The 21,520-nt window shown below is 68.9% G+C and carries 21 protein-coding genes; 10 read left to right on the top strand and 11 right to left on the bottom strand.

Features of this window, described 5'->3' with window-relative positions; genetic code table 11:
- Positions 1–73 precede the first annotated feature (73 nt).
- The 5 genes from tsaB to HUW53_RS09090 all read left to right on the top strand — a co-directional run bounded on the left by tsaB (position 74) and on the right by HUW53_RS09090 (position 3,627).
- Positions 74–757 carry a tRNA (adenosine(37)-N6)-threonylcarbamoyltransferase complex dimerization subunit type 1 TsaB gene (tsaB, locus tag HUW53_RS09110; protein WP_237345546.1) on the top strand — a complete coding sequence of 228 codons (684 nt, stop codon included), beginning with the start codon at positions 74–76 and terminating at the stop codon, positions 755–757.
- Complete coding sequence (rimI, locus tag HUW53_RS09105) at positions 757–1,227, top strand: ribosomal protein S18-alanine N-acetyltransferase (protein WP_237345439.1); 471 nt, start codon at positions 757–759, stop codon at positions 1,225–1,227. The genes tsaB and rimI overlap by 1 nt, the downstream gene beginning before the upstream one ends.
- Before the next feature lie 114 nt (positions 1,228–1,341).
- Positions 1,342–1,758 carry a Fur family transcriptional regulator gene (locus HUW53_RS09100; RefSeq protein WP_237345438.1) on the top strand — a complete coding sequence of 139 codons (417 nt, stop codon included), beginning with the start codon at positions 1,342–1,344 and terminating at the stop codon, positions 1,756–1,758.
- Between the two features lie 58 nt (positions 1,759–1,816).
- On the top strand, positions 1,817–2,710 hold the full coding sequence (olsA, locus tag HUW53_RS09095) for a lyso-ornithine lipid O-acyltransferase (RefSeq protein ID WP_237345437.1): 894 nt from the start codon (positions 1,817–1,819) through the stop codon (positions 2,708–2,710).
- Positions 2,711–2,754: 44 nt separating this feature from the next.
- Positions 2,755–3,627 (top strand): Rossmann-fold NAD(P)-binding domain-containing protein, encoded by an 873-nt coding sequence (locus HUW53_RS09090; RefSeq protein WP_237345436.1) that lies wholly within the window; start codon positions 2,755–2,757, stop codon positions 3,625–3,627.
- A gap of 37 nt (positions 3,628–3,664) precedes the next feature.
- Here the strand turns inward: HUW53_RS09090 and trmB are convergent, their stop codons facing one another.
- The 11 genes from trmB to HUW53_RS09035 form a co-directional block, all read right to left on the bottom strand.
- A complete protein-coding gene (gene trmB, locus HUW53_RS09085) occupies positions 3,665–4,375 on the bottom strand; it encodes a tRNA (guanine(46)-N(7))-methyltransferase TrmB (RefSeq protein WP_370877817.1) in 711 nt (236 codons plus the stop codon).
- Positions 4,376–4,718: 343 nt separating this feature from the next.
- Positions 4,719–5,912 carry a methionine adenosyltransferase gene (gene metK / locus HUW53_RS09080; RefSeq protein WP_237345435.1) on the bottom strand — a complete coding sequence of 398 codons (1,194 nt, stop codon included), beginning with the start codon at positions 5,910–5,912 and terminating at the stop codon, positions 4,719–4,721.
- A 105-nt stretch (positions 5,913–6,017) separates the two neighbouring features.
- The gene (locus tag HUW53_RS09075) at positions 6,018–6,431 is read right to left on the bottom strand and encodes a helix-turn-helix domain-containing protein (protein WP_237345434.1); all 414 of its coding nucleotides are present in this window, start codon (positions 6,429–6,431) and stop codon (positions 6,018–6,020) included.
- A 98-nt stretch (positions 6,432–6,529) separates the two neighbouring features.
- Complete coding sequence (lnt, locus tag HUW53_RS09070) at positions 6,530–8,188, bottom strand: apolipoprotein N-acyltransferase (protein ID WP_237345433.1); 1,659 nt, start codon at positions 8,186–8,188, stop codon at positions 6,530–6,532.
- Positions 8,189–8,288: 100 nt separating this feature from the next.
- Positions 8,289–9,263 (bottom strand): hemolysin family protein, encoded by a 975-nt coding sequence (locus tag HUW53_RS09065; protein WP_237345432.1) that lies wholly within the window; start codon positions 9,261–9,263, stop codon positions 8,289–8,291.
- A 15-nt stretch (positions 9,264–9,278) separates the two neighbouring features.
- The gene (gene ybeY, locus HUW53_RS09060; protein WP_237345431.1) at positions 9,279–9,800 is read right to left on the bottom strand and encodes an rRNA maturation RNase YbeY; all 522 of its coding nucleotides are present in this window, start codon (positions 9,798–9,800) and stop codon (positions 9,279–9,281) included.
- 3 nt (positions 9,801–9,803) lie between these two features.
- Entirely contained in the window at positions 9,804–10,823 is a 1,020-nt protein-coding gene (locus HUW53_RS09055) for a PhoH family protein (RefSeq protein ID WP_237345544.1), read from the bottom strand.
- A 63-nt stretch (positions 10,824–10,886) separates the two neighbouring features.
- The gene (gene miaB / locus HUW53_RS09050) at positions 10,887–12,290 is read right to left on the bottom strand and encodes a tRNA (N6-isopentenyl adenosine(37)-C2)-methylthiotransferase MiaB (protein WP_237345430.1); all 1,404 of its coding nucleotides are present in this window, start codon (positions 12,288–12,290) and stop codon (positions 10,887–10,889) included.
- 167 nt (positions 12,291–12,457) lie between these two features.
- The gene (cobT, locus tag HUW53_RS09045) at positions 12,458–13,483 is read right to left on the bottom strand and encodes a nicotinate-nucleotide--dimethylbenzimidazole phosphoribosyltransferase (protein WP_237345429.1); all 1,026 of its coding nucleotides are present in this window, start codon (positions 13,481–13,483) and stop codon (positions 12,458–12,460) included.
- 151 nt (positions 13,484–13,634) lie between these two features.
- A complete protein-coding gene (locus HUW53_RS09040) occupies positions 13,635–14,189 on the bottom strand; it encodes a PadR family transcriptional regulator (RefSeq protein WP_237345428.1) in 555 nt (184 codons plus the stop codon).
- 387 nt (positions 14,190–14,576) lie between these two features.
- Complete coding sequence (locus HUW53_RS09035; RefSeq protein WP_237345427.1) at positions 14,577–15,641, bottom strand: DUF2778 domain-containing protein; 1,065 nt, start codon at positions 15,639–15,641, stop codon at positions 14,577–14,579.
- 959 nt (positions 15,642–16,600) lie between these two features.
- On the opposite strand from HUW53_RS09035, the gene HUW53_RS09030 reads away from it, so the two are divergent.
- From HUW53_RS09030 to HUW53_RS09010, 5 genes are all read left to right on the top strand, one after another.
- Positions 16,601–17,521: an AAA family ATPase gene (locus HUW53_RS09030; RefSeq protein WP_237345543.1), complete on the top strand. Its 921-nt coding sequence runs from the start codon at positions 16,601–16,603 to the stop codon at positions 17,519–17,521.
- Between the two features lie 10 nt (positions 17,522–17,531).
- Positions 17,532–18,494: a DUF58 domain-containing protein gene (locus tag HUW53_RS09025; RefSeq protein ID WP_237345426.1), complete on the top strand. Its 963-nt coding sequence runs from the start codon at positions 17,532–17,534 to the stop codon at positions 18,492–18,494.
- On the top strand, positions 18,494–19,003 hold the full coding sequence (locus HUW53_RS09020; protein WP_237345425.1) for a DUF4381 domain-containing protein: 510 nt from the start codon (positions 18,494–18,496) through the stop codon (positions 19,001–19,003). The genes HUW53_RS09025 and HUW53_RS09020 overlap by 1 nt, the downstream gene beginning before the upstream one ends.
- Complete coding sequence (locus HUW53_RS09015) at positions 19,000–20,025, top strand: vWA domain-containing protein (RefSeq protein ID WP_237345424.1); 1,026 nt, start codon at positions 19,000–19,002, stop codon at positions 20,023–20,025. Before HUW53_RS09020 ends, HUW53_RS09015 begins: the two co-directional genes overlap by 4 nt.
- Positions 20,022–21,520, top strand: a 1,499-nt coding sequence (locus tag HUW53_RS09010; protein ID WP_237345423.1) for a VWA domain-containing protein, incomplete at its 3' end; no start/stop codon positions are given. The genes HUW53_RS09015 and HUW53_RS09010, both read left to right, overlap by 4 nt.

The following is a 21,520-nucleotide window of genomic DNA, read 5'->3' as shown; positions in this document are numbered from 1 at the left end:
GGTGAGCGGGGCGGGTCCCCTTCCGTTTGCGCCCGTTTCGGGCAATCGTGGCGGGAAGAGGGGCTTTGTGTTCATGTTCGTCCTGGCCATAGATACCGCGCTTTCAGCGTGCTCGGCGGCGGTGCTCGATGCGGAGAGCGACAGCATCGTGGCCGGCGACTCGCTGCTCATGGACCGCGGCCATGCCGAGGCCCTGATCCCGTTGGTGCAACGGGTGATGGAAGACGCCGGGCTCGATTTTGAGCATATCGGCCGGGTCGCCGTCACCGTTGGCCCGGGCAGCTTCACCGGGCTTCGGGTCGGGCTTTCGGCGGCGCGCGGCTTTGCGCTCGCCGCAAACCGGCCGGTGGTGGGTGTGACGACGCTGGCGGCGCTGGCCGCGCCCTTCCTGGCGCTCGACGATGCCGTGCCGGTGGTGGCGGCCATCGATGCCAAGCACGGGCATGTTTTCCTGCAAATGTTCGGGGTTGGCGGGCGCACCCTGATCGCGCCGAAGGTGACCTCGGTGCGGGAGGCCGCGCGCGCGGTGGCCATCGGCCCGGCGCGGCTGGTGGGCTCTGGTGCCCGTCTCCTGGCCGAGGCATGGCCGAGCGGCGAGGCGCCGCCGCTCCATGTGGACGACGTGCCGGCGCCTGACGTGGCCTGGGTCGCTCGCCTGGGTGTCGCGGCGGATCCGGAGGCGGCGCTGCCCAAGCCCCTGTATCTGCGGCCGCCGGACGCCAAGCCGCAGGACAAGGCGCGCATCGCGCGGCGATAATGTCCCTGATCGATTATCTCTTCCCAGCGGCGCCGCCGCTGTTCCGCACCGCCCAGGGCGACGACGCGCCGGCGCTGGCGGCGCTGCACGGGGCATCGTTCGCGCAAGGATGGCCGGCGGAGGAATTCGAACGGATGCTGGCCGAGCGGGCCGCGCGCGGGCATGTGGCGGCCGCGGGGCGCAAAGGGGCGTTGCTCGGCTTCGTCCTGTCCCATGTGGTGGTGCCGGAAGCAGAGATTTTGTCGATCGCGGTGGCGGAAAGCGCGCGGGGCCGGGGTATCGGCGGCGTACTTCTCACCCATCACCTGTCACGTCTTGCGGCTGAAGGCGTGTCCATATCCTTCCTCGAGGTTGAGGAGGGCAATGTGGCGGCGTTGAAATTGTATGCACGGATCGGCTATCAGCAGGTGGGTCGTCGCAAGGGCTATTATCGGGGCACCGACGCGCTGCTTTTCCGGCGGGACTTCTAAAGTCCGCGGCCGAGTTGCGCGGGACCCACGGGAACCCCTTGCGGCAGAATGCCGGCAGGGCGATAAGGCGGTCATGTCGCGCCGTCATTGCGGAGGTGCCGCTTGAGCGGAAAGATGAGTGTCATCGAGCAGGCGTGCCTGGCCAAGGGCATGCGGATGACCGAGCAGCGGCGCGTGATCGCGCGGGTTCTCTCCGGTGCGGATGACCATCCGGACGTGGAGGAACTGCACCGCCGCGCGGCCGCCATAGACGACAACATTTCCATTTCCACCGTCTACCGCACGGTGAAGATGCTGGAGGATGCCGGCATCATCGAGCGGCATGACTTCGGCGACGGTCGCGCCCGGTATGAGCAGATGCCGGACGAGCACCACGATCACCTGATCGACCTCAGGTCCGGCACCGTCATCGAGTTTCAGTCCGAGGAAATCGAGAAGCTGCAGGAAGAGATTGCGCGCCGGCTGGGGTTCAAGCTGCGCGGGCACCGCCTGGAGCTTTATGCGGTGCCGCTTGATGATGACGATAAATAGGCGGTCACGGGCCACGCGTGACGCGACGACCTCACGCCGGCAGGTGCGCTCTGTTGCCTTGCCTGAAGCCGGTCCGCCCCCGGTGACGGACGTGGCGGCCGACGGCCGGCGCAAGCGGGAAGAGGTGCAGGCGCTCGGATTGGACTGTCCGCGCGCGAGTGCAGTGCTCGACGGGGTGCGGATCGGCCTCGTGCTGGCCGGGGTCGGGCTTGCCACCGCCATCGGCATTCCGCTGCAATGGCTTTCCCTGAAGCTGCGCCTGCCGACACGCCGGCTCATTCCGGCCGTCTATCATCGCATCGTGCTGAAGGCGCTCGGCGTGCGGGTCACGGTGAAGGGCGCGCCGGATCCGCATCGGCCCCTGCTGATTCTCGCCAACCATGCGTCTTGGCTTGATATTCCGGTGATCGGGTCGCTGACGCCGCTGTTCTTCGTGGCCAAGAGCGAGGTTGCGTCCTGGCCGCTCATCGGCCTTCTGGCGAAGTTCCAGCGCACGGTGTTCGTGGACCGCCAGAAGCGGCAGGCGACCGGGTCCGTCAACCGCGAGATCGCCGAACGGCTGGTGGATGGTGATCCGGTGGTGGTGTTCGCGGAAGGCACGTCGGGCGACGGCAATCGCCTGCTGCCGTTCCGCACGGCCCTGGTGGGGGCGGTGCGGGACGTCTTCGCCAGTCATGATGAAGTGGTGGTGCAACCGCTGACGGTGGCCTACACCGGGCTGCAGGGCCTGCCCATGGGCCGCAGTCACCGGCCGCTGGCGGCGTGGTATGGCGACATGGCGCTCGCGCCGCACCTGTTGGCGGTGCTGCGCCAGGGCGCGCTCGATGTGGAAGTGATCTTCGGACCGCCGTTGCGCATCGACGCCACCCACGACCGCAAGGATGTGACCCGCGCGGCCGAGACCGTGGTGCGCCGGCAGCTTGCCGCCTGCCTCGCGGGCCGCGCTGAGTAAGTCGGCTAATAATATTAGTTTCCAGTGGAAACATGGAGCGTGGCATGACCGTTCTCGCGGCGGTGGGCTTCGGCTATTGCGCCCGGCATCTGGTGGCGACCCGGCCCGACGCCTTCAAGAGGGTGATTGCCACCGCCCGCTCCCCGGCGGGCGTCGCCGCCCTGCCGGCGGAGGTGGAGGGCTTTCAGTTCGACGGCGAACGCCTGTCGGTGCCGCTCGCGACCGCTCTCGCCGAGGCTGAGGTGCTGATCGTCTCCGCGCCCCCGGACGCGGCCGGAGACCCGGTGCTGCGCCATGCCGGCGCGGCACTGGCCACCGGCCGGCTGCGGCAGGTGATCTATCTGACGACTCTTGGCGTCTACGGCGATCATCAAGGAGGGTGGGTGGACGAGGCAAGCCCCGCCCGCGCCGGCACCGAGCGTCTGGACCGGCGGCTGGCGGCGGAGGCGGCGTGGTTCGCGTTTGGCCGGCGCCACGGCGTGGCGGTGGCGGCGTTGCGCCTCGCGGGGATCTACGGTCCGGGCCGCAACGTGCTGGTCCAGCTCCAGGCGGGGGAAGCCCGGATCATCGATCGGCCGGGGCAGGTGTTCAACCGGATCCATGTGGAGGACATCAGCCGGGCGATCGGCGCCGTCGTGGCCCGGCGGTTCGACGGGGTGCTGAACGTGGCGGATGATCTGCCCACCGCCCCGGGCGAACCGGTGAGCTATGGGGCGGGACTTCTGGGCCTGGCGCCGCCGCCGGCGATCCCGTTCGCCGAGGCTGCGCGCACCATGACGCCGATGGCGCTCAGCTTCTGGGGCGCCAGCAAGCGCGTGTCCAACCATCGCCTGAAGGCGGCGCTGGGCGTGCAACTCGCCTACCCCACCTATCGCGAGGGGCTCGACGCGTTGGCCGCGGCCGGCGAGGGGCGCTGACGGGCGCCCTTTCGGAGCCGGGCAACCGGGGACAAGGTCACGCCCGCACGAAGGTGAGATAGGTGGGAATGCGCCCGTCCTGCAGGGCTTTCGCCTCATAGCGGGTGCCGGGCCAGTCCGGATAGGGCGTGGTCCAATGGGCGGCGGTGCCGGCGGTCCAGCGGAAGGCACCGTGGGCGCGCACGGTGGCGAGGGTCCAGCCCACATAATCGGGCACGTCCGACGCTACGCGGAAGAGGCCGCCGGGGGTGATGACCCGTGCGAGGCGGTCCAGATTGTCCGGACGCACGAACCGGCGCTTCCAATGGCGGGTCTTCGGCCAGGGGTCGGGATAGAACAGATCGGTGCCCGCAAGGCTCGCCGCCGGGAGCCGATCGAGCAGCAAGGCGGCGTCCGCATCGAACAGGCGGATGTTGTCGCGCCCGCTCTTTTCGAGATCCACCAGCATGCGCGCCATGCCGTTCAGGAACGGCTCGACGCCCAGGAAGCCGGTGTGGGGCCGGCGCGCGGCGTGGTCGAGCAGATGCTCACCGCCGCCGAACCCGATCTCCAGCCAGAGCGTTTCCGGCGGGGCGGAAAACAGGCGCTCGGGTGCCTGCGCGTCTTCCAGGGTGAAGCGGTACCGGGGCAGCAGGCGCGTGATGGCGTCCTGCTGGGTGGCGCGCAGCGCCTTGCCGACCCGCCGCCCGTAGAAGGCGCCGGGGCTCAGCGGATCAGATGCGGACGGGCGAATATCGGGATTGGCCAAGCTGGAACTCTCGTCGTGCGGCCGCTGCGGCACGGAAGGGATCGGTGGGGATGCCTGGACCCGGTGCCTTCGGCGCGCCGGATCCCGCGGGCGAGGCGATAGCATGGGCGTGCCGGGTGGGCGAGGGCAAGGCGGGCGTCCCCGGACCGGTCGATGCCACGGTTCACGCCACCTGTCTTCGCACCCAAACGTCGGGGCGCGGATGTGGATCGCTCTCAGACCATCGGCCCCGGTCCTTGACCGGCGCCGAAAGGGTCGGCCAAGGATGTTTGGCATAAACGCACATGGCCGGGACGCGGCCCGGCCATGGTTGCCCCAGGGGTGGAGCTGACGTCGCGCCGGCTCAGGCGAAGGCGGACTTCAGCGCATCCACGATGTCGGTCTTTTCCCAGGAGAAGCCGCCATCGGCCTCCGGGGGGCGGCCGAAATGGCCGTAGGAGGCGGTGCGGGCATAGATGGGCTTGCACAGGCCGAAATGCTCGCGGATGCCGCGCGGCCGCAGATTGACCGCTTCCCGCAGCACCACTTCGAGCTTGGCCTCGTCCACCTGGCCGGTGCCGTGCAGGTCCACATAGACCGCGAGCGGGTCGGAGACGCCGATGGCATAGGCGAGCTGAATGGTGGCGCGATCGGCAAGGCCGGCGGCGACCACATTCTTGGCGAGGTAGCGGGCAGCATAGGCGGCGGAGCGGTCCACCTTGGTGGGATCCTTGCCGGAAAAGGCGCCGCCGCCGTGGGGCGCCGCGCCGCCGTAAGTGTCCACGATGATCTTGCGGCCGGTGAGGCCGGTGTCGCCGTCGGGTCCGCCGATCACGAACTTGCCGGTGGGATTGACGTGCCAGACCGTCTCCTTGGAGATCCAGCCATCGGGCAGGGTGGAGCGGATGTAGGGTTCGACGATGGCGCGCACGTCCTGGGACGACAGGTGCTCATCCAGGTGCTGGGTGGAGAGCACGATCTGCGTCACGCCGGCCGGCTTGCCGTTCTCGTAGCGCACGGTCACCTGGCTCTTGGCATCCGGGCCGAGCGCGGTGGTGGCGCCGGAATGGCGGGCTTCGGCCAGGGTCTTCAGGATCTTGTGGGCGTAATAGATGGGGGCGGGCATCAGCTCCGGGGTTTCGCGGACCGCGTAGCCGAACATGATTCCCTGGTCGCCGGCGCCTTCATCCTTGTTGCCGGCGATGTCCACGCCCTGGGCGATATCCGCCGACTGGGAATGCACCACCACGTCGATGTCGGCGGTCTGCCAGTGGAAGCCGGCCTGCTCGTAGCCGATGTCCCTGATGGCGAGCCGCGCGACATGGGCGATCAGGTCGCGGGTGATGGTCGAGGGACCGCGAGTCTCGCCCGCGATCACGACTTTGTTCGTGGTCGCAAGGGTTTCGCAGGCGACGCGGACCTGAGTGGGGTCCCAGCCCTCGGACTCTGCGGTTCGGAAGAACGTATCCACCACCTCGTCGGAGATGCGGTCGCACACCTTGTCCGGATGCCCTTCGGACACGGATTCACTCGTGAAAAGGTAGGATTGACGCGCCATGTTTTGACCCTTCTTGCGCCCGCACCGCGTTGCGGTTGTTGCTTTTCGCAACGCGGCGGGGTGCGGTCAAGATCACCGAGGCAACGGCGTTCGTCAAATCGAACGTCAGGTGGTCGGTTCGGCCTCGCCGGCGATGGCGATGACGAGATCTACGATGCGCCGACGGACGCGTGCGTCCGAGATGCGCATGAAGTTACGGGTGAGAGCGAGCCCGTCCGATGTGGCCAGAAAATCCGACACGTATGCGGGGGACTGCGCCTCCGCGACACCGTCGCTTTCAGGCCCCACGGTGGGGGCTCCTTCAAAAAAGAACGCCACGGGCACGCCCAGCGTGATGGAGATCTGCTGCAATCGGCTCGCCCCGATGCGGTTGGTCCCCTTCTCGTACTTCTGGATCTGCTGAAACGTGATGCCGAGGTGCTCACCCAGTTTCTCTTGGCTCATGCTGATCATCATTCGACGCATCCGCACGCGCGAGCCAACATGTTTATCGATAGGGTTCGGCGCCTTCTTGGCCATGGTCTCTCCGGCTATGTCGGAAAAGAGTATTTTGACTTCGCAATGCGAAGGCTGCCCTGATTGACGGCGAACATAGGCACACAACGGGAAAGCGTCGATCAACTTTTGCGTGCAATACGCCCTGCGAGAGGTAACAGCGCAAGGAGAAGACTGGAAAATTGCACCCACAATAGGACCAGTTTGGCATGCACCGCAGCAAGGGGAAGTGTTTCCAGGGCTTGGGGAAGGGGCCCGTCCACCAGGGTGCGCGCACCGAGTTGTCCCATTGCGACGATTCGCCCCATGGGGTCGATGATTGCAGAGATGCCGGTGTTCGCGGCACGCACCAGCGGCAGGCCCTCCTCGACCGCCCGCAAGCGTGCCTGAACAAAGTGCTGGTAGGGTCCAGGGGTCAATCCGAACCATCCGTCATTCGTCAGATTGAGAAGCACTTGCGGCCTTTCCCCTTGGGGAATCACATTGCCCGGAAAGATAATTTCGTAACATACCAATGGCGCGACGCGGGGCAGGCCGGGCACCTCCAGGGCGCGCAGCGCGCCCGCCGCTGAAAATCCTCCACGCACACGCGTGAGTTGTTCCACACCGAGCTGTTCGAGAACATCCTGCAAGGGCAAGTATTCGCCGAACGGAACAAGGTGGGACTTGTCGGTGCTGCGCAGCACGTTTCCATCGTGGTCGATCACCCGGACGGAATTGAAGAACGGGGAATGCTGGCCTTTCGGCGGCGCCCCGTAGCGCACCGCGCCGGTCACCAGGGTGACGTTGGCCGGAAGGGTGGCGGCGATCGCCGCGGCGGCCCACGGCTCGCGCTCATAGATGAAGGGCAGGGCGCTTTCGGGCCAGATCAGGACGGTGACGTCCTGAAGGCCGTTGGGATAGGTCGCTGACGCCTCCGCGCTCTGGGTCAGATAGCTGGCCAGGACGTCCTGCCGCCGGCTGTAATTGAACTTCTGGTCCTGCGGCAGGTCGGGCTGCATGATCCGCAACCGCACGTCGGGCACGAACCGGGGCGTCTCCGCGTTCAGGCGGGTGGCGCCCCAGGCGGCCGCGGTGGCGATCAGCAGCGCCGCCGCCAAGATGCCCGCGCGTTCCCACCGGCGCCGGCTGAGGGTAAGCACCGGTGTTGCCAGCAGCAGCAGCGCGAAGAAGGTCAGACCATAGGCGCCTACCAGCGCCGCGCTCTGCGTCAGCGGCAGCCATTGGGCGAACGCATAGCCGAAGGTGTTCCACGGAAAGCCGGTGAGCACATGCCCGCGCAGCCATTCGGCGGTGGTGAAGGCGAAGGCGAAGGCGAACAGCCGCAACGGCCCCTCGGACCACAGCAGCCGGGCCAGAACCGCGCCGAAGGCGGTGAACAGGCCGAGCCCGGCGGGCATGGCGAGAACGGCGAACGGCAGGAGCCAGGCGAAGACATCGGCTTCCACCAGGAAGGCGGCGCCGATCCACCACAGGGAGGCCAGGAAATAGCCGAAGCCGAAGGCCCAGCCGATGCCGGCGGCCGCCTTGAGCCCCGGCCAGAGGCGACCGCGGGTCCCGTCCAGCAGCAGCACCAGCACCGGAAAGCTGACCGCGAGAGCCGGCCACACGCCGAACGGGGGCATGGCGAGCGCGCCGAACGCGCCCGCGACCATGGCGGCAGCGGCGCGCCGCCAGCCGGACAGGTCGCGCAGGCCCCGCAGCCGTGAAGCGAGCCGCCGGACCGGTCCGGTCATCGGGGCGCCGGTAGCGGCGGGCGACAGCGGCGGCGCAATGGTCATGCGGGCGCCCCTCGGTACATGGCGCACGTTTTCGCGGCGGCCCAAGGCGCCACCTCATCCGGGCGGCCGGTCCCCGCGCCCGCCGGGAGCAACCGCTGTGTCATGCGTCGCCGGCGGCCACCGCGTCTTCCCGGACACCGGGCCGCGCCGGCGGAATGATGCGCAGCTTCTTCACCCGGCGAGGATCGGCCTCCACAACCTCAAGTTGGTATTGACCCGGCAAAGTGATGACCTCCCCTTCCTGGGGCACGCGCGCGGCGAGCCGAACCACCAGGCCGCCGAGGCTGTCCACCTCCTCCAGCTCCTCTTCCGAGGCGAAGCCGGGGCCCAGCACCTCCACCACCGATTCGAGCGGGGCCCGGGCGTCCACCATGAAGCTGCCGTCGGGCTGCACCTCGAGCCGGCTCTCGGCGGTGTCGTCATGCTCGTCCTCGATCTCGCCGACGATCTCCTCCACCACATCCTCGATGGAGACGAGGCCATCGGTGCCGCCGTATTCGTCGATCACCAGCGCAAGGTGCGTGCGCGCCGCCTGCATGGACACGAGCAGGTCCACCGCCGGCATGGAGGGCGGCACATAGAGCAGGCGGCGGGTGAGGCCGGCGTCTTCCAGGGTGCGGTCGAGATCGACCGCCGAGAGATCGAGCTTGGCGCCGGGCGCGCTCGACGCGATGCCGCTGGCGACGAAGGCGATGAGGTCGCGCAGATGCACCATGCCCACCGGGTCGTCGAGGGTCTCGTCATAGACCACGAGCCGCGAATGGGCGTCGGACACGAAGACCTTGAGCAACTCGCCCAGGGAGATGTCCTTGCGCACGGCAACAATCTCGGCGCGGGGCACCATGATGTCGCCGATGCCCACCTCCTTCAGATGCAGGATGTTGCGCAACATCTTGCGTTCGGCGGGCGTGAACTCGCTGTCCTCCCCGGGCGCGCTCGCCGCGTCCAGCACCTCCGTCAGATCTGTGCGGAGTGAGCCGTGCGGTCGGAACGTGCCGAGGAGGGCACGCAATCGATCGAGAAAACTTTGCGGCTCCGCGGAGCTGGTCTCGGTCGGTTGGTCGGTGTTGGCCATGGCCTCTCTTCAGCTTTAGCCACCGTCCTGCGGCAGGCGGTAGGGATCATCGATCCCGAGCCCGTCGAGGATCTGGCGCTCCAAGCCCTCCATTTCTTCTGCTTCGTCGTCGTCGAGATGGTCGTACCCTAGCAGGTGCAGGGTTCCATGCACCACCAGATGGGTGAGATGGTGTGCCACCACCTTGCCTTCCAGCTCGGCCTCCCGCGTCAGCGTCTCATAGGCGACGATGACGTCGCCGAGGGGCTGGGGGGCGTCGTCCACATCGTCCGGCAGGTCCGGGGCCGGGAAGGACAGGACGTTGGTGGGCTTGTCGATGTCGCGCCACTCGCGGTTCAGCACCTGGATGTGGGCATCGTCGGTGAGGGTGATGCTCATTTCCGCGGGGGCGGGCACCTCCTCGCTCACCGCGGCGAGCGCCGCCAGCGCGGCCCCCACCGCGATGCCCTCGGCATCGGGGAGGGCGGACCACAGGGGGACTTCCACCAGCACGTCGATCTCGACGGCGTCGGGCGGCAGGGCGTCGGTATCCGGCATGGCTCAGCCCTCGATCCTGAGATTGCGCGGGGCGCTCGCCTGCTCATAAGCGGCGACGATGCGTCCGACCAGCTCATGGCGCACCACGTCCTCGGCCTTGAAGGTGCACACGCCAATGCCCTCCACGCCACCGAGCAGGCCCACCGCTTCCGCAAGGCCCGAAACCTGGGCGCCGGGCAGGTCGGTCTGGCTCGGATCGCCGGTGACGATCATGTGCGAGTTTTCGCCGAGGCGGGTCAAAAACATCTTCATCTGCATGGAGGTGGCGTTCTGCGCCTCGTCCAGGATCACGGCGGCGTTGGAGAGCGTGCGCCCACGCATGAACGCGAGCGGCGCGATCTCGATCTCGCCCGATTGCAGCGCCCGTTCCACGAACGCGCGGTCCATCAGGTCGTTCAGGGCGTCGTAGATCGGTCGCAGGTACGGATCGACCTTTTCCTTCATGTCGCCGGGCAGGAAGCCGAGCCGCTCGCCGGCTTCCACCGCTGGCCGGGACAGGATGATGCGGTCCACCATGCGCCGCTCCAGCAGGTGCACCGCATAGGCCACCGCCAGCCAGGTCTTGCCGGTGCCGGCGGGACCCACCCCGAACACCAGGGTATGCCGTTTGAGGGCGCGGATATAGGCATCCTGCGCCGGGGTGCGCGCACGCACCGGGCGGCGCCGGAGCTGGATCTCGTCGAAGGACTGGCGCTGGGCCGCCGGATCGAAGTCGAACAGGGAGCCTTGCGAGGTCACTTCTCGAATCGCCCCGTCCACATCCCCTTGGGCAATGTCGCGGCCCTTTCTGAGCGCCTCATAGAGGTGCTCCAACACCGCACGCGCCTGCTCGCAGCCCTCGCGGCCGCCTTCGAGGGTGACGTGATTGCCGCGCGAATCGGCCTTCACGCCCAGCTTGCGCTCGATCAGGGCGAGGTTGCGCCCGTAATGACCGAAGAGCTGGGTGGCGAGGCGGTTGTCGTCGAAGGCGAGCACCACATGGGTGGGGACTTCGTCTTCCGCTGCGGCCCAGGGGGCCTTCACCGCCGCGGGGGTGGGGCCGGTCGCGGGACGATCGGGGCGGTCGCTGCCGGGTCTGCGCAAGCTCTAAGCCTCCAAAGGCGCCGGTTGGGCCGCCGAACCACGGGAAGGGGCGATGTCCGAGGCGGCGCGCGCGTCGCAGCGGCCGGCGAGGCTGTTGGGGCCCACGTCGGTGATGGTGACGGTGATGATGTCGCCGATCGGGGCGGGCGGGTTGTTCACGACCACGCTCTGAAGGTAGGGTGAACGGCCGATGAGCTGGCCCGGCTGCCGACCCGGTTTCTCCAGCAGGATGTCGAAGGTGCGACCGCGGCAGGCGGCGTCGAAGGCGGCCTTGGAGGCTTCCAGCTCCTTTTGCAGGAGCGCGAGGCGTTCCGCCTTCAGCTCTTCCGGCACCTGGGCGGCGTGGTCGGCGGCGGGCGTGCCCGGCCGCGGGCTATATTTGAAGGAATAGGCGCTGGCGAAGCGGGCTTGGTGCACCAAGTCCATGGTGTCCGCGAAATCGGCGTCGGTCTCGCCGGGGAAGCCGACGATGAAGTCGGAGGACAGGGCCAGATCCGGCCGCGCGGCGCGCATTTTCGCGACGATGGCGAAGAAGTCCTCGCGCCCGTGCTTGCGGTTCATGGCGGCCAGGATCCGGTCGGAGCCGGACTGCACCGGCAGATGCAGATAGGGCATGAGCTGCGGCAGGTCGCGATGGGCGGCAATCAGCGCATCGTCCATGTCGCGCGGATGGGAGGTGGTGTAGCGCAGCCGGGCGAGGCCCTCGATCCGGGCGAGCCGCTCCAGCAGCCGGGCCAAGCCCCAGGTGGCGCCGTCTTCGCCCGTCCCGTGGAAGGCGTTGACGTTCTGGCCGATGAGGGTGATCTCGCGCACGCCCTGGTCCACCAGCCGGGTGGCTTCATCGACGATCTTGGCCACCGGGCGCGACATCTCGGCGCCACGCGTGTAGGGCACCACGCAGAACGTGCAGAACTTGTCGCAGCCTTCCTGCACGGTGACGAAGGCGGCCGGCCCGCGGGAGCGGGTGGCGGCGCGGCTCGGCGCGGGCAGGTGGTCGAATTTGTCGTCCACCGGAAAATCGGTGTCGACCATGCGCTTGCCAGTCTTCGCCTCGGCCAGCAGCTCGGGCAGGCGATGGTAGCTCTGGGGGCCGACCACGAGGTCCACCACCGGGGCGCGGCGCATGATCTCGGCGCCCTCGGCCTGGGCGACGCAGCCGGCTACCGCGATCATGGTGTCGGAACCCGCCTCCTGCTTTGCTTTGCGCAGGCGCCCCAGCTCCGAATAGACCTTTTCGGCGGCCTTCTCGCGGATGTGGCATGTGTTGAGAATGACGAGGTCGGCGTCGGCCGGCTCCTGCGTCTCCACATAGCCCTCGCGCGCCAGGGTGTCCGCCATACGCTGGGAATCGTAGACGTTCATCTGGCATCCGAAGGATTTTACGTAAAGCTTGCGGGGCTTCTGCATGGATCGCGTGTTCTACCGGCTCACACCATCGCGCGCGGGCACGACGGGCTCGTGACGCCGGATCGGTTCGCCCCCTCGTTGGCTGTCAGAAGCTTTAATCCTACCGGCAAATGCGGGGTTTGGAAACTGTGGACATGGGGCGCCGGTGGGTTCCGGCGCCGCCGTGGTCAACCGTCCTGAGACACGCCGGCCTCGGCGAAGGTGGCCATGCCCCGGTGGCAGGCCACCGCCGCCTTCACCACGCCGATGGCGAGCGCGGCGCCCGAGCCTTCTCCGAGCCGCATGCCGAGGTCGAGGATGGGCTTCAACCCCAGCCGCTCCAGAACCGCCCCGTGGGCCTTCTCGGCGGAGACGTGGCCGGCGAGGCAATGGTCGAGGGCGGTGGAATCGAGCGCGTGCAGCACCGCCGCCGCGGCGGTGACCACATAGCCGTCGAGGATCACCGGAACCTTTTCGTGCCGGGCCGCCAGGATGGCGCCGGCCATGGCGGCGAGCTCGCGCCCGCCGAGCCGGCGCAGCAGCTCCAGCGGGTCGTCGAGGTGGTCCTTGTGCAGGGCGACCGCGGCGCGCACCACCTCGATCTTGCGGGCGAGCACATCGCCGGTGGAGCCGGTGCCGGCGCCGACCCATTCCTCGGCCGTGCCGCCATACAGGCCATGGCAGATGGCGGCGGCGATGGTGGTGTTGCCGATGCCCATCTCGCCCAGGCACAGGAGATCGGAGCCCCCGGCGATGGCTTCCATGCCGAACGCCATGGTGGCGGCGCAGGCCTTCTCGTCCAGTGCCGGTTCGCGGCTGATGTCGGGGGTCGGGTAGTCGAGGGCGAGGTCGAACACCCGCAGCCCCGCGTCGAAGGTCGCGCAGATCTGGTTCACGGCTGCCTTGCCGGTGCCGAAGGCGTCCAGCATCTGGCGCGTCACCGCACCCGGATAGGGCGAGACCCCGCGATCGGCCACGCCATGGGTGGCGGCAAACACCGCCACCATGGGCCGGTTGACGGTGGGCATGGAATTGCCCTGCCAAGTGGCGACATGGACCGCGATCTCTTCCAGTCGGCCGAGGGCGCCCGGCGGCTTCACCAGCTCGCCCTGGCGCTTCAGGGCCGCGCCGCGAGCGCCCTCGTCGGGGCCGGGCATGGTGGCGATGAGGGCGCGGATGTCGTCGAAGGGAAGGCCGGTGTCGGGAGGAAGCATGGAAAAGCCCAGGGCAGCGCGCGGGAGGGCGCGCTCGTGCGCGCTCAATAAAGCGCCGGGCGCCACATCGCAAATGTGGCGCCCGGAATGGGGTTCCGAGAGGGGCCGGGGACGGACCCGCGCGCCCCGGCCCAGGACGATCAGGCCGCGATCAGGCCTCGCGGATGTCGCTGGCGGCGCGGGCGAGGATCTCCACGATGCGGGTTTCGGCCGAGCGGCTCTGATCCAGCTTCTGCCGGGCCACATCGCGCAGGTTCTCGATGGCGGCTTCCACCAGCCGGGGCAGGTCGGCGCCCGCGTTGGGGCCGCTCTCGCTCCAACCCATCCATTTGCGCACGCGGCTCATCTTGTCGCCGATCTGCGACAGGCGGCCCATGATGGCCTCCGCGAAATCGCGGTTCTGCTCCAGATAGGCGCGGCCCTCCTGGGTGATCGCATAGAGCTTTTTGGCGCCGTCCGGCTCGGCGGTCACATAGCCCGCCTCCTCCAGGAAGGTGAGGGTGGGATAGACCACGCCTGGGCTCGGCGAATACCAGCCGGTGGTCTTCTCCTCGATCACCTTGATGAGTTCGTAGCCGTGGCGCGGCTGCTCGGCGATGAGCGCGAGGGCCAGCAGCTTCAGGTCGCCATGGGCCAGCATGCGGCCGATGCGGAACATGTCGCCGCCACCACCACCCCGCCCACGCCCGCCGCGCGGGCCGCGCATGTCACCCGGCCCACCTTCTCCGGCGCACCGGGCCTCGGGACGAAAGGGTCTGCATCCAAACATTTTTAGACTCCTAAGATATGTCTTTAGATATGATCTGGCGCAGATGTATCTTTAGATATATCGAAAGTCAAGCGCTGAGGAATCGGCAGGCCCGGCGACGCGGGGTGCGGTGGCGGGCGCGCAGGTCATGCCCGCCGCGCCGCGCGTCGTCCGGCGCTGCCGACCGCCGCCCGGCCGAAAAGGCGTGTGAATAAAAGGATTAAGCGAAAGTAAGGCGGGCCTGCGCGCGGCCAGATCGTTCCCGGTTGGCGATCGCCCCGTCGGCCCAGGGCTTGTGCGTCGCGGCGCGCAGGTCCGATCAGCGGGCCAAGTTGCGGGCCGAGTTTAGGGCGCGGGCGTTTCCGGCTGCTGCTTCGGCAGCAGCCACGACAGCAGAGAGGGTGCGGGCTTTTGGCTGTTGGGCAGGCGGGAGACCACCACCAGCTTCTTCAATTCCCCCCGGCGATAGGCGGCCAGCACCTTGTCGTGCTCCTTCACGGAGACGCAACCGTTGGAATCGCCGCGCGGACCCATCATGAAGGGATGGATCAGGAAGCCGTCGCGGCCATACATCTTGTTGCTGCCCATGGGTGTCAGGCGCAGGGTTTCCACGCCGTGGAACAGCGCCTCGCGCGTGCGCAGGGTATAGACGTTGGGCGGGGTCGGCCCGCGCATCTTCAGCGCCACCTGACGGATGTCGTCCATGGCCTCGCCATAGCCGGAATGGGCTTCCAGCTTCTCGCCGTTCGGCATGTACAGGGCCCGCCCCTCGATATCATAGAGGGCGAAGCCGCTGCCCGGCGTGGGTAGGGGGATGTCCTGGGCGGCGGAGTCCGGTGTCTTCGGCGCCGGCGGCGGCTCCGTGGGACGGTTCGCGGGCGGCGGCGCCACCTCGGGCACGTCCATGGGTGTCAGGGAGGCGAGCTGCCGGCGGCCGCGCAGCAGCGGATTGCCGAGCGGCAGCGGCACCGCGCGCGGCTCCACTTCCGGGATCCGTCCAGCCATCAGCGGATTGCGGGAAGGTACCGGCACGCTTTCGACAATGATGGCGGCGATGCGGGCATCGCGCTCAGGATCAGGCGAATCCGAAAGGCGCACCAGCACGAAGGTGGTGGGCGGCGCGGCCAGCTCGGGTCCGAGGATCCAATAGGAATTGATGGCCAGGGTGCCGGAGGCCGGCAGGCCGTCGGTGCGGCTCAGGGGATCGGCGGCGCTGGCGAGGGTGAAGCTGCGTGGACCGGACCGGATCATGGATTGGATGGCGGCGCCATCGATGCGGGGCTCCGGATCGATGCGGGCAAAGCCGGTCGTGGCGGCCACGACGCCCGCGGCCACCACCGACAGGCCCAGCAGGCCCGCCGCCACCACATGCGACGTGCGCCACCGGCGCTGCGGTGCCGCATCATCCATGTCCGGGTCCGTTGTCCAATCCGGTTCCGCCATGACCCCCGTCGCTTGAAATGCGGCCTCGTTATCCCCTGGGCTCCGATGCGCCGGAGCCCGTGCCACCGCGATGTCGCCGCGCCGCGCCGAACTCTCGGTGCCGATCTTGTCCGGGTCCTCCTGAAGATGAGACCCGCTTCCCTGACGCCAGTCCACGATCACCACACGCGTCCGACCCGAAATTCGTCTCGCAATGCTCCTCCCTCGGGCGAGGAAAAGCGGTGGAGCCAAATCCTGTACCGCGCTGCGGCACCCCCCTCGGCACCCGCTTGGCACCCCCTTGGCGCACTCGCCGGGACCCTATGCCGGTTTCGTAACCAATCTCTTTACGGCGACCGGAACAGATTGAAAAGGCAAGAATAAGGAGCGACGCGGGCGAAACCTGTCCACAGCCGCCGGAGCCGGCGGGAGTGGATTACCGACCGTGATGCACCGCGCCTTCGCACTGCGGCGAACGGCCGTCATGACGTAAGGTGATGTTTCTCCCGCTCCCCCAATCATGCCCGATGCCGATGCCTGGTCATACACACCTGTTCGACGCCTGCACCGGCCTTCGCCTTCACAACTGGGTGTGGACCGCGGTCACGACAAGCCGGGGCCATCCCGTGGCATCGTCACGGCGGCCCGGGGAGTTTGGCGTCATAATCCTGCAGCGGTGCGACTTCGCACCCGTACCGGGACGATCTGCGTATTCTTGCCGCAGTCTGTTTCCGGTTCGCTCCCGCGCGCGCGAGAAGGTAAAGCTGGCGTGTAAAGAATGGGGTTCGGAACACTGCGTATTGCGCCGCGGTGGCGTTATAAGGTTCCCATTCGACGGCCCGAACTGGACAGACCCCGCAATGCCCTCGACCTCCGAAGCTGCCTTTGACCCCGGTGCGCACGCCGCGGCGGACCTTGCCGGCGCTTTCGCGCGCCTCGCCGATCACATGAATGCCAGCATTCTCGGTCAGCCGGCGTTCGTGGATCTGCTGCTGGTGGCGGTGCTGGCGGACGGGCATCTGTTGGTGGAGGGCGCGCCGGGCCTTGCCAAGACCAAGGCCATCAAGGCGCTCGCCAAGGCCATCGACTGCGACGACCAGCGCATCCAGTTCACGCCGGACCTCCTGCCCTCCGACCTGACCGGCACTGACATCTTCCGGCCGGAGGACGGCAGCTTCCGCTTCCAGCCGGGTCCGGTGTTCCACAATTTCATCCTCGCCGACGAGATCAACCGCGCCCCGGCCAAGGTGCAGGCGGCGCTGCTGGAGGCCATGGCCGAGCGTCAGGTGACGGTGGGCGGCGTCACCTATGTCCTGCCCAAGCTGTTCCTGGTGATGGCCACCCAGAACCCGATCGAGCAGGAGGGCACCTATCCGTTGCCCGAGGCGCAGCTCGACCGCTTCCTGCTGCATGTGAAGATCGACTATCCGGACCTCGACGCCGAGCGCCGCATCCTGCGCCTGGTGCGCGGGGAGGCGCAGGGCGAGGTCTTGAAGTTCGGGGCGCCCTTGTCCCAGGGCACCATCTTCGCCGCCCGCCGGGCCGCGCTCTCGACCTATATGTCGGAGGCGGTGGAGGAGTATCTGCTGCAATTCGTGTTCGCGACCCGCAATCCCAACCTCTACGGGGACGACCTTGACGGGCTGGTGTCGTTCGGGGCGAGCCCGCGCGGCTCCATCGCCCTCGACCGGTGCGCGCGCGCCCATGCCTGGCTGCGCGGCCGCGATTTCGTGACCCCGGAAGACGTGCAGGTGGTGGCCAAGCCGGTGCTGCGGCACCGCGTTCTGATGACCTTCGAGGCCGAGGCCGACGGTATGAGCGCCGACGACTTCCTGGATGCCCTCATCGCCCGCGTCCCGGTGAGCTGACGTCCCGCCCATGCCGCCCGAGACAACAACCGATCCCCTGTATGGTCTGGTCGCCAGCCTCGAGGAGCTGGTGGCGGTCCGGCCCGGCGACGGGGTGGGTGGATTTGCGCCCGGAGGCAAGGTGCGCACCCACCAGTTCGGCGGCCACCGCTCCTCCTTCCGCGGCCGCGGCATGGAGTTCGACGAGGTGCGCGCCTACCAGCCGGGCGACGACATCCGCACCATCGATTGGCGGGTGACCGCCCGCACCGGCAAGGCCCACACCAAATTGTTCCAGGAGGAGCGCGAGCGGCCGGTGCTGCTGCTGGTGGACGCGCGCCGCTCCATGCGCTTCGGCACCCGCGATTGCTTCAAGTCGGTGCTGGCGGCGCGCGCCGCGGCGGTGCTCACCTGGGTGGCGATCGCCGGGGGCGACCGGGTGGGCGGCGTGGTCCTGACGCCGTTCGGGTTATCCGCCTTCCGGCCCGAGCGCAGCCGGCGGCGCATCCTGCATTTCGTCAAGGCGGTGGCGCAGGCCACTGCCGAGGGCTTCGGTCAGGAGGGGGAGGGCGCCGAGCCAACCCTCGCCGAGGCGCTGGCCCGCCTGCGGGGCGCGGCGCGGCCGGGCACGCTGGTGTTCCTCGCCAGCGACTTCGCCGATTTCAACGCCGCCGCCGCCCGCGAGCTGAACCGGCTGTCCCACGCCAGCCAGGTCACCGCCATCTTCACCTATGATCCGCTGGAGGCGCGCCTGCCGCCGCGTGGCAGCTATCGCATCAGCGACGGTGCCGCCGTGGCGCGGCTCGACATGGGGCGCGGCGATGTGGCGGCCGCCTATGCCGAGCGGTTCGCCGCCCGCCGGGCGCGCATCGAGCTGTTCTGCCGGCCCCATGGCATGGCTTTTGTGCCCCTGGAGACGGGGCAGGACGCGGCCGATCTCCTCCATCCCGAGCGGCTGGGACCCGGTCGCGCGTCGCGCCGGGGGGTGGCCTGATGGCACAGGATCTTCTTCTGCCTCAGAGCCCGAAGGTCTCGCTCGATCCCGGCGCCGATCCACTCGCAACGCTGCATGACATCCATCTACCGGAGGCGGTGCCGTTCTGGCCGCCGGCGCCGGGCTGGTTCGCGGTGGCCGGGCTGGTGCTGGTGGCGGTGCTGATCGGCCTCTTTCTGGAATGGCGGCGGCGGCAGACCCTGTCCTATCGCGCGCTCCAGGCCTTCAAGGTGGTGGCCCGCGACGGCGACACCCGCGCCGTGGGCGCGGCGGCGGCGGTGCTGGTCCGGCGGGTATTGTTGAGCCGCGATCCCCACTCCCCCGCCGCCGCCTTCACCGGCGCGGCTTTCGCCCGCTTCGTGGGCGCCGGACCGAAGGGGGTGCCCGCCGACATCGCCCGCTTTCTCGCCCTGGCGCCCTATCTGCCGCCGGGCGCGCCGGAGGCGGCGGAGATCGACCGCGCGGCCCTGGTGGCGGCGGTGCGGCGCTGGATCCGGGGCCACGCATGATCACCTTTCAATGGCTCTGGGCGTTCTTCCTGCTGCCGTTGCCGCTTCTTGCCTGGCTGGCGCTTCCGGCGGCGCCGACCCCGAAGGCGGGTGCGCTCAAGGTGCCCTTCTTCCGGGAGCTGCGGGCGGCGGGCCTCGTCGGCGGCCGGGGCGGCGCCGGGCACCTGTGGCGGGGGCTGCTGCTCACCCTCATCTGGCTGCTGCTGGTGACGGCGGCGGCGCGGCCGACCTATGTGGGGCCGCCGATCGCAGTGCCGGTGGAGGGACGCGACCTGATGCTGGCGGTGGACCTCTCCGGCTCGATGGCACGGCAGGATTTCTCCGTGGGCGGCGTTCCCATGGACCGGTTGTCGGTGGTGAAGGCGGTGGCCGACGACTTCATCGCACGCCGCGTCGGTGACCGGGTGGGGCTGATCCTGTTCGGCACCCGCGCCTATGTGCAGGCGCCCCTGACATTCGACCGCAACGTGGTGCGCGAGCTGCTCGCGGCCTCCAGCATCGGCATGACCGGGCAGGAAACCGCCATCGGCGATGCCATCGGCCTAGCCATCAAGACCTTGCGCAACCGGCCCGACGACCAGCGGGTGCTGATCCTGCTCACCGACGGCGCCAACACCGCCGGCATGCTCAATCCGCTTCAGGCGGCCGAGCTGGCGGCGCGGGAGCATGTGAAGATCTACACCATCGGCGTGGGCGCCGACCCGCGAGCCATGAACCCTTGGATGGTGAACATGCCGAGCGACCTCGACGAGGATGCCCTGCGCAAGATTGCCGCCATCACCGGCGGCCGCTATTTCCGCGCCCGCGACGTGCAGGGTCTCGCCGGCATCTATGCCGATATCGACCGGCTGGAGCCGGTGGCGGGTGATCCGCTCTATCTGAATGCCACCCAGGCCCTGTTCCAATGGCCGCTCGGTGCGGCCCTGGTGCTGTCCTTCCTTTTGGGGGCCGGGGTGTTGCGACCGCAGGGCGTGCCGCGTGGCGGGACCCTGGCCGCGCCGATCGAGGAGGCGCGGCGGTGACCCCGGCGGATTTCCATTTCCTGCGGCCGTTCTGGCTGCTGGCCCTGGCGCCGGCGCTGGTGTTCGCGCTCCTCGGCTGGCGGGCGCTGCGGGCGGGGCGGGAGGATTGGCGCGGCCTGGTGGATGCCCACCTTCTGCGCCATCTGGCCATGAAGGGCGAGGGCGGAGACCGGCGCTGGCCGCTGGGGCTGCTCCTTTTCGGCTGGGTCCTGGCCGCTCTCGCCATGGCGGGACCCACCTGGCAGAAGCTGCCCGCGCCCGCCCTCGACCGGCTCGACCCCACGGTGATGGTGCTCAGCCTCGGCCGTTCCATGGACGCGACCGACCAGTCGCCGAGCCGCCTCACCGCCGCCCGCCACAAGCTGGACGACGTGCTGTCGCGCATGCGCGGCGGGCAGGTGGGGCTGATTGTCTATGCCGACGTGCCGTTCGTGGCCGCCCCGCTCACCGAGGACGGGCGCATCATCGGCCAGATGCTGCCGGAACTGGCCACCGACCTGATGCCGGTGGCCGCCAACCGGCCGGATCTCGCCATCGCCAAGGCGGTGGAGCTTTTGCAGGGGGCGAACGCCCGCGCCGGGCGCATCGTGCTTGTCACCGACGGCATGGGGGATGACCCTGACAAGACCCGCGCGGCGGCCGAGGCGGCGGCCAAGGCGGGTTATCGGCTGAGCGTCATCGGCGTCGGCACCGTCACCGGCAGCCCGCTGAAGGAGCCGGACGGGAGCGTCATGCGCGGGGCTGCCGGCGATCCGGTGCTGACCCGCATGGACAAGGCCCGCCTGACCCAGCTCGCGGCCGATGGCAGCGGCACCTTCACGCTCCTGACCGTGGATGGCCGCGACCTCGACGCGGTCCTGTCCTCAGCGTTCGACCCGCGCGCGGGCAACCCGTTGCAGGACAGCGGCATGACCGCCGACCAATGGGCCGATGCCGGCCCCTATCTGGTGGTGGTGCTGCTGGTGCTGGCGCCGCTGGCGTTCCGGCGCGGCTTCATCCTGGTGCTGCTGCTTGGCCTCCTGGCGCTGCCACAGGGGCGGGTGATGGCGCAGGGATTCGATCCGCCGCCCGCCCCCTCCGCGCCTCCGGTGCCAGCCGAGGACACGCGCTGGGCCGACCTGTGGTGGCGACCCGACCAGCAGGGCGCGGAGGCTTATGCCAAGGGCGATTATGCGGGTGCCGCCCGCCGCTTCGACAATCCGGAATGGCGCGCGAGCGCGCTCTACAAGGATGGCGGCTATGAGGAGGCCGCCGCCGCCTTCGCCGGCGTGCCGGGCGGCGACTACAATCGCGGCAACGCCCTCGCCCGCGCCGGCAAGCTGGAGCAGGCCATCTCCGCCTATGACGCGGCGTTGAAGGCCGATTCCACCCATGCCGACGCCCTCTTCAACCGCGATCTCGTGCAGCAGATCTTGAAGCGTCAGAAGGACGAGGCGCAGAAGAACCAGTCCGGCGGTGGCGGTGGCGGTGGCGGTGGCGGTGGCGGGCAAGGGGG

Source organism: Xanthobacter agilis (genome assembly GCF_021730435.1).
GTDB lineage: Bacteria > Pseudomonadota > Alphaproteobacteria > Rhizobiales > Xanthobacteraceae > Xanthobacter > Xanthobacter agilis.
Note: the sequence above shows the minus strand (reverse complement) of the source record. Positions and strands in the feature narration are given on the sequence as shown.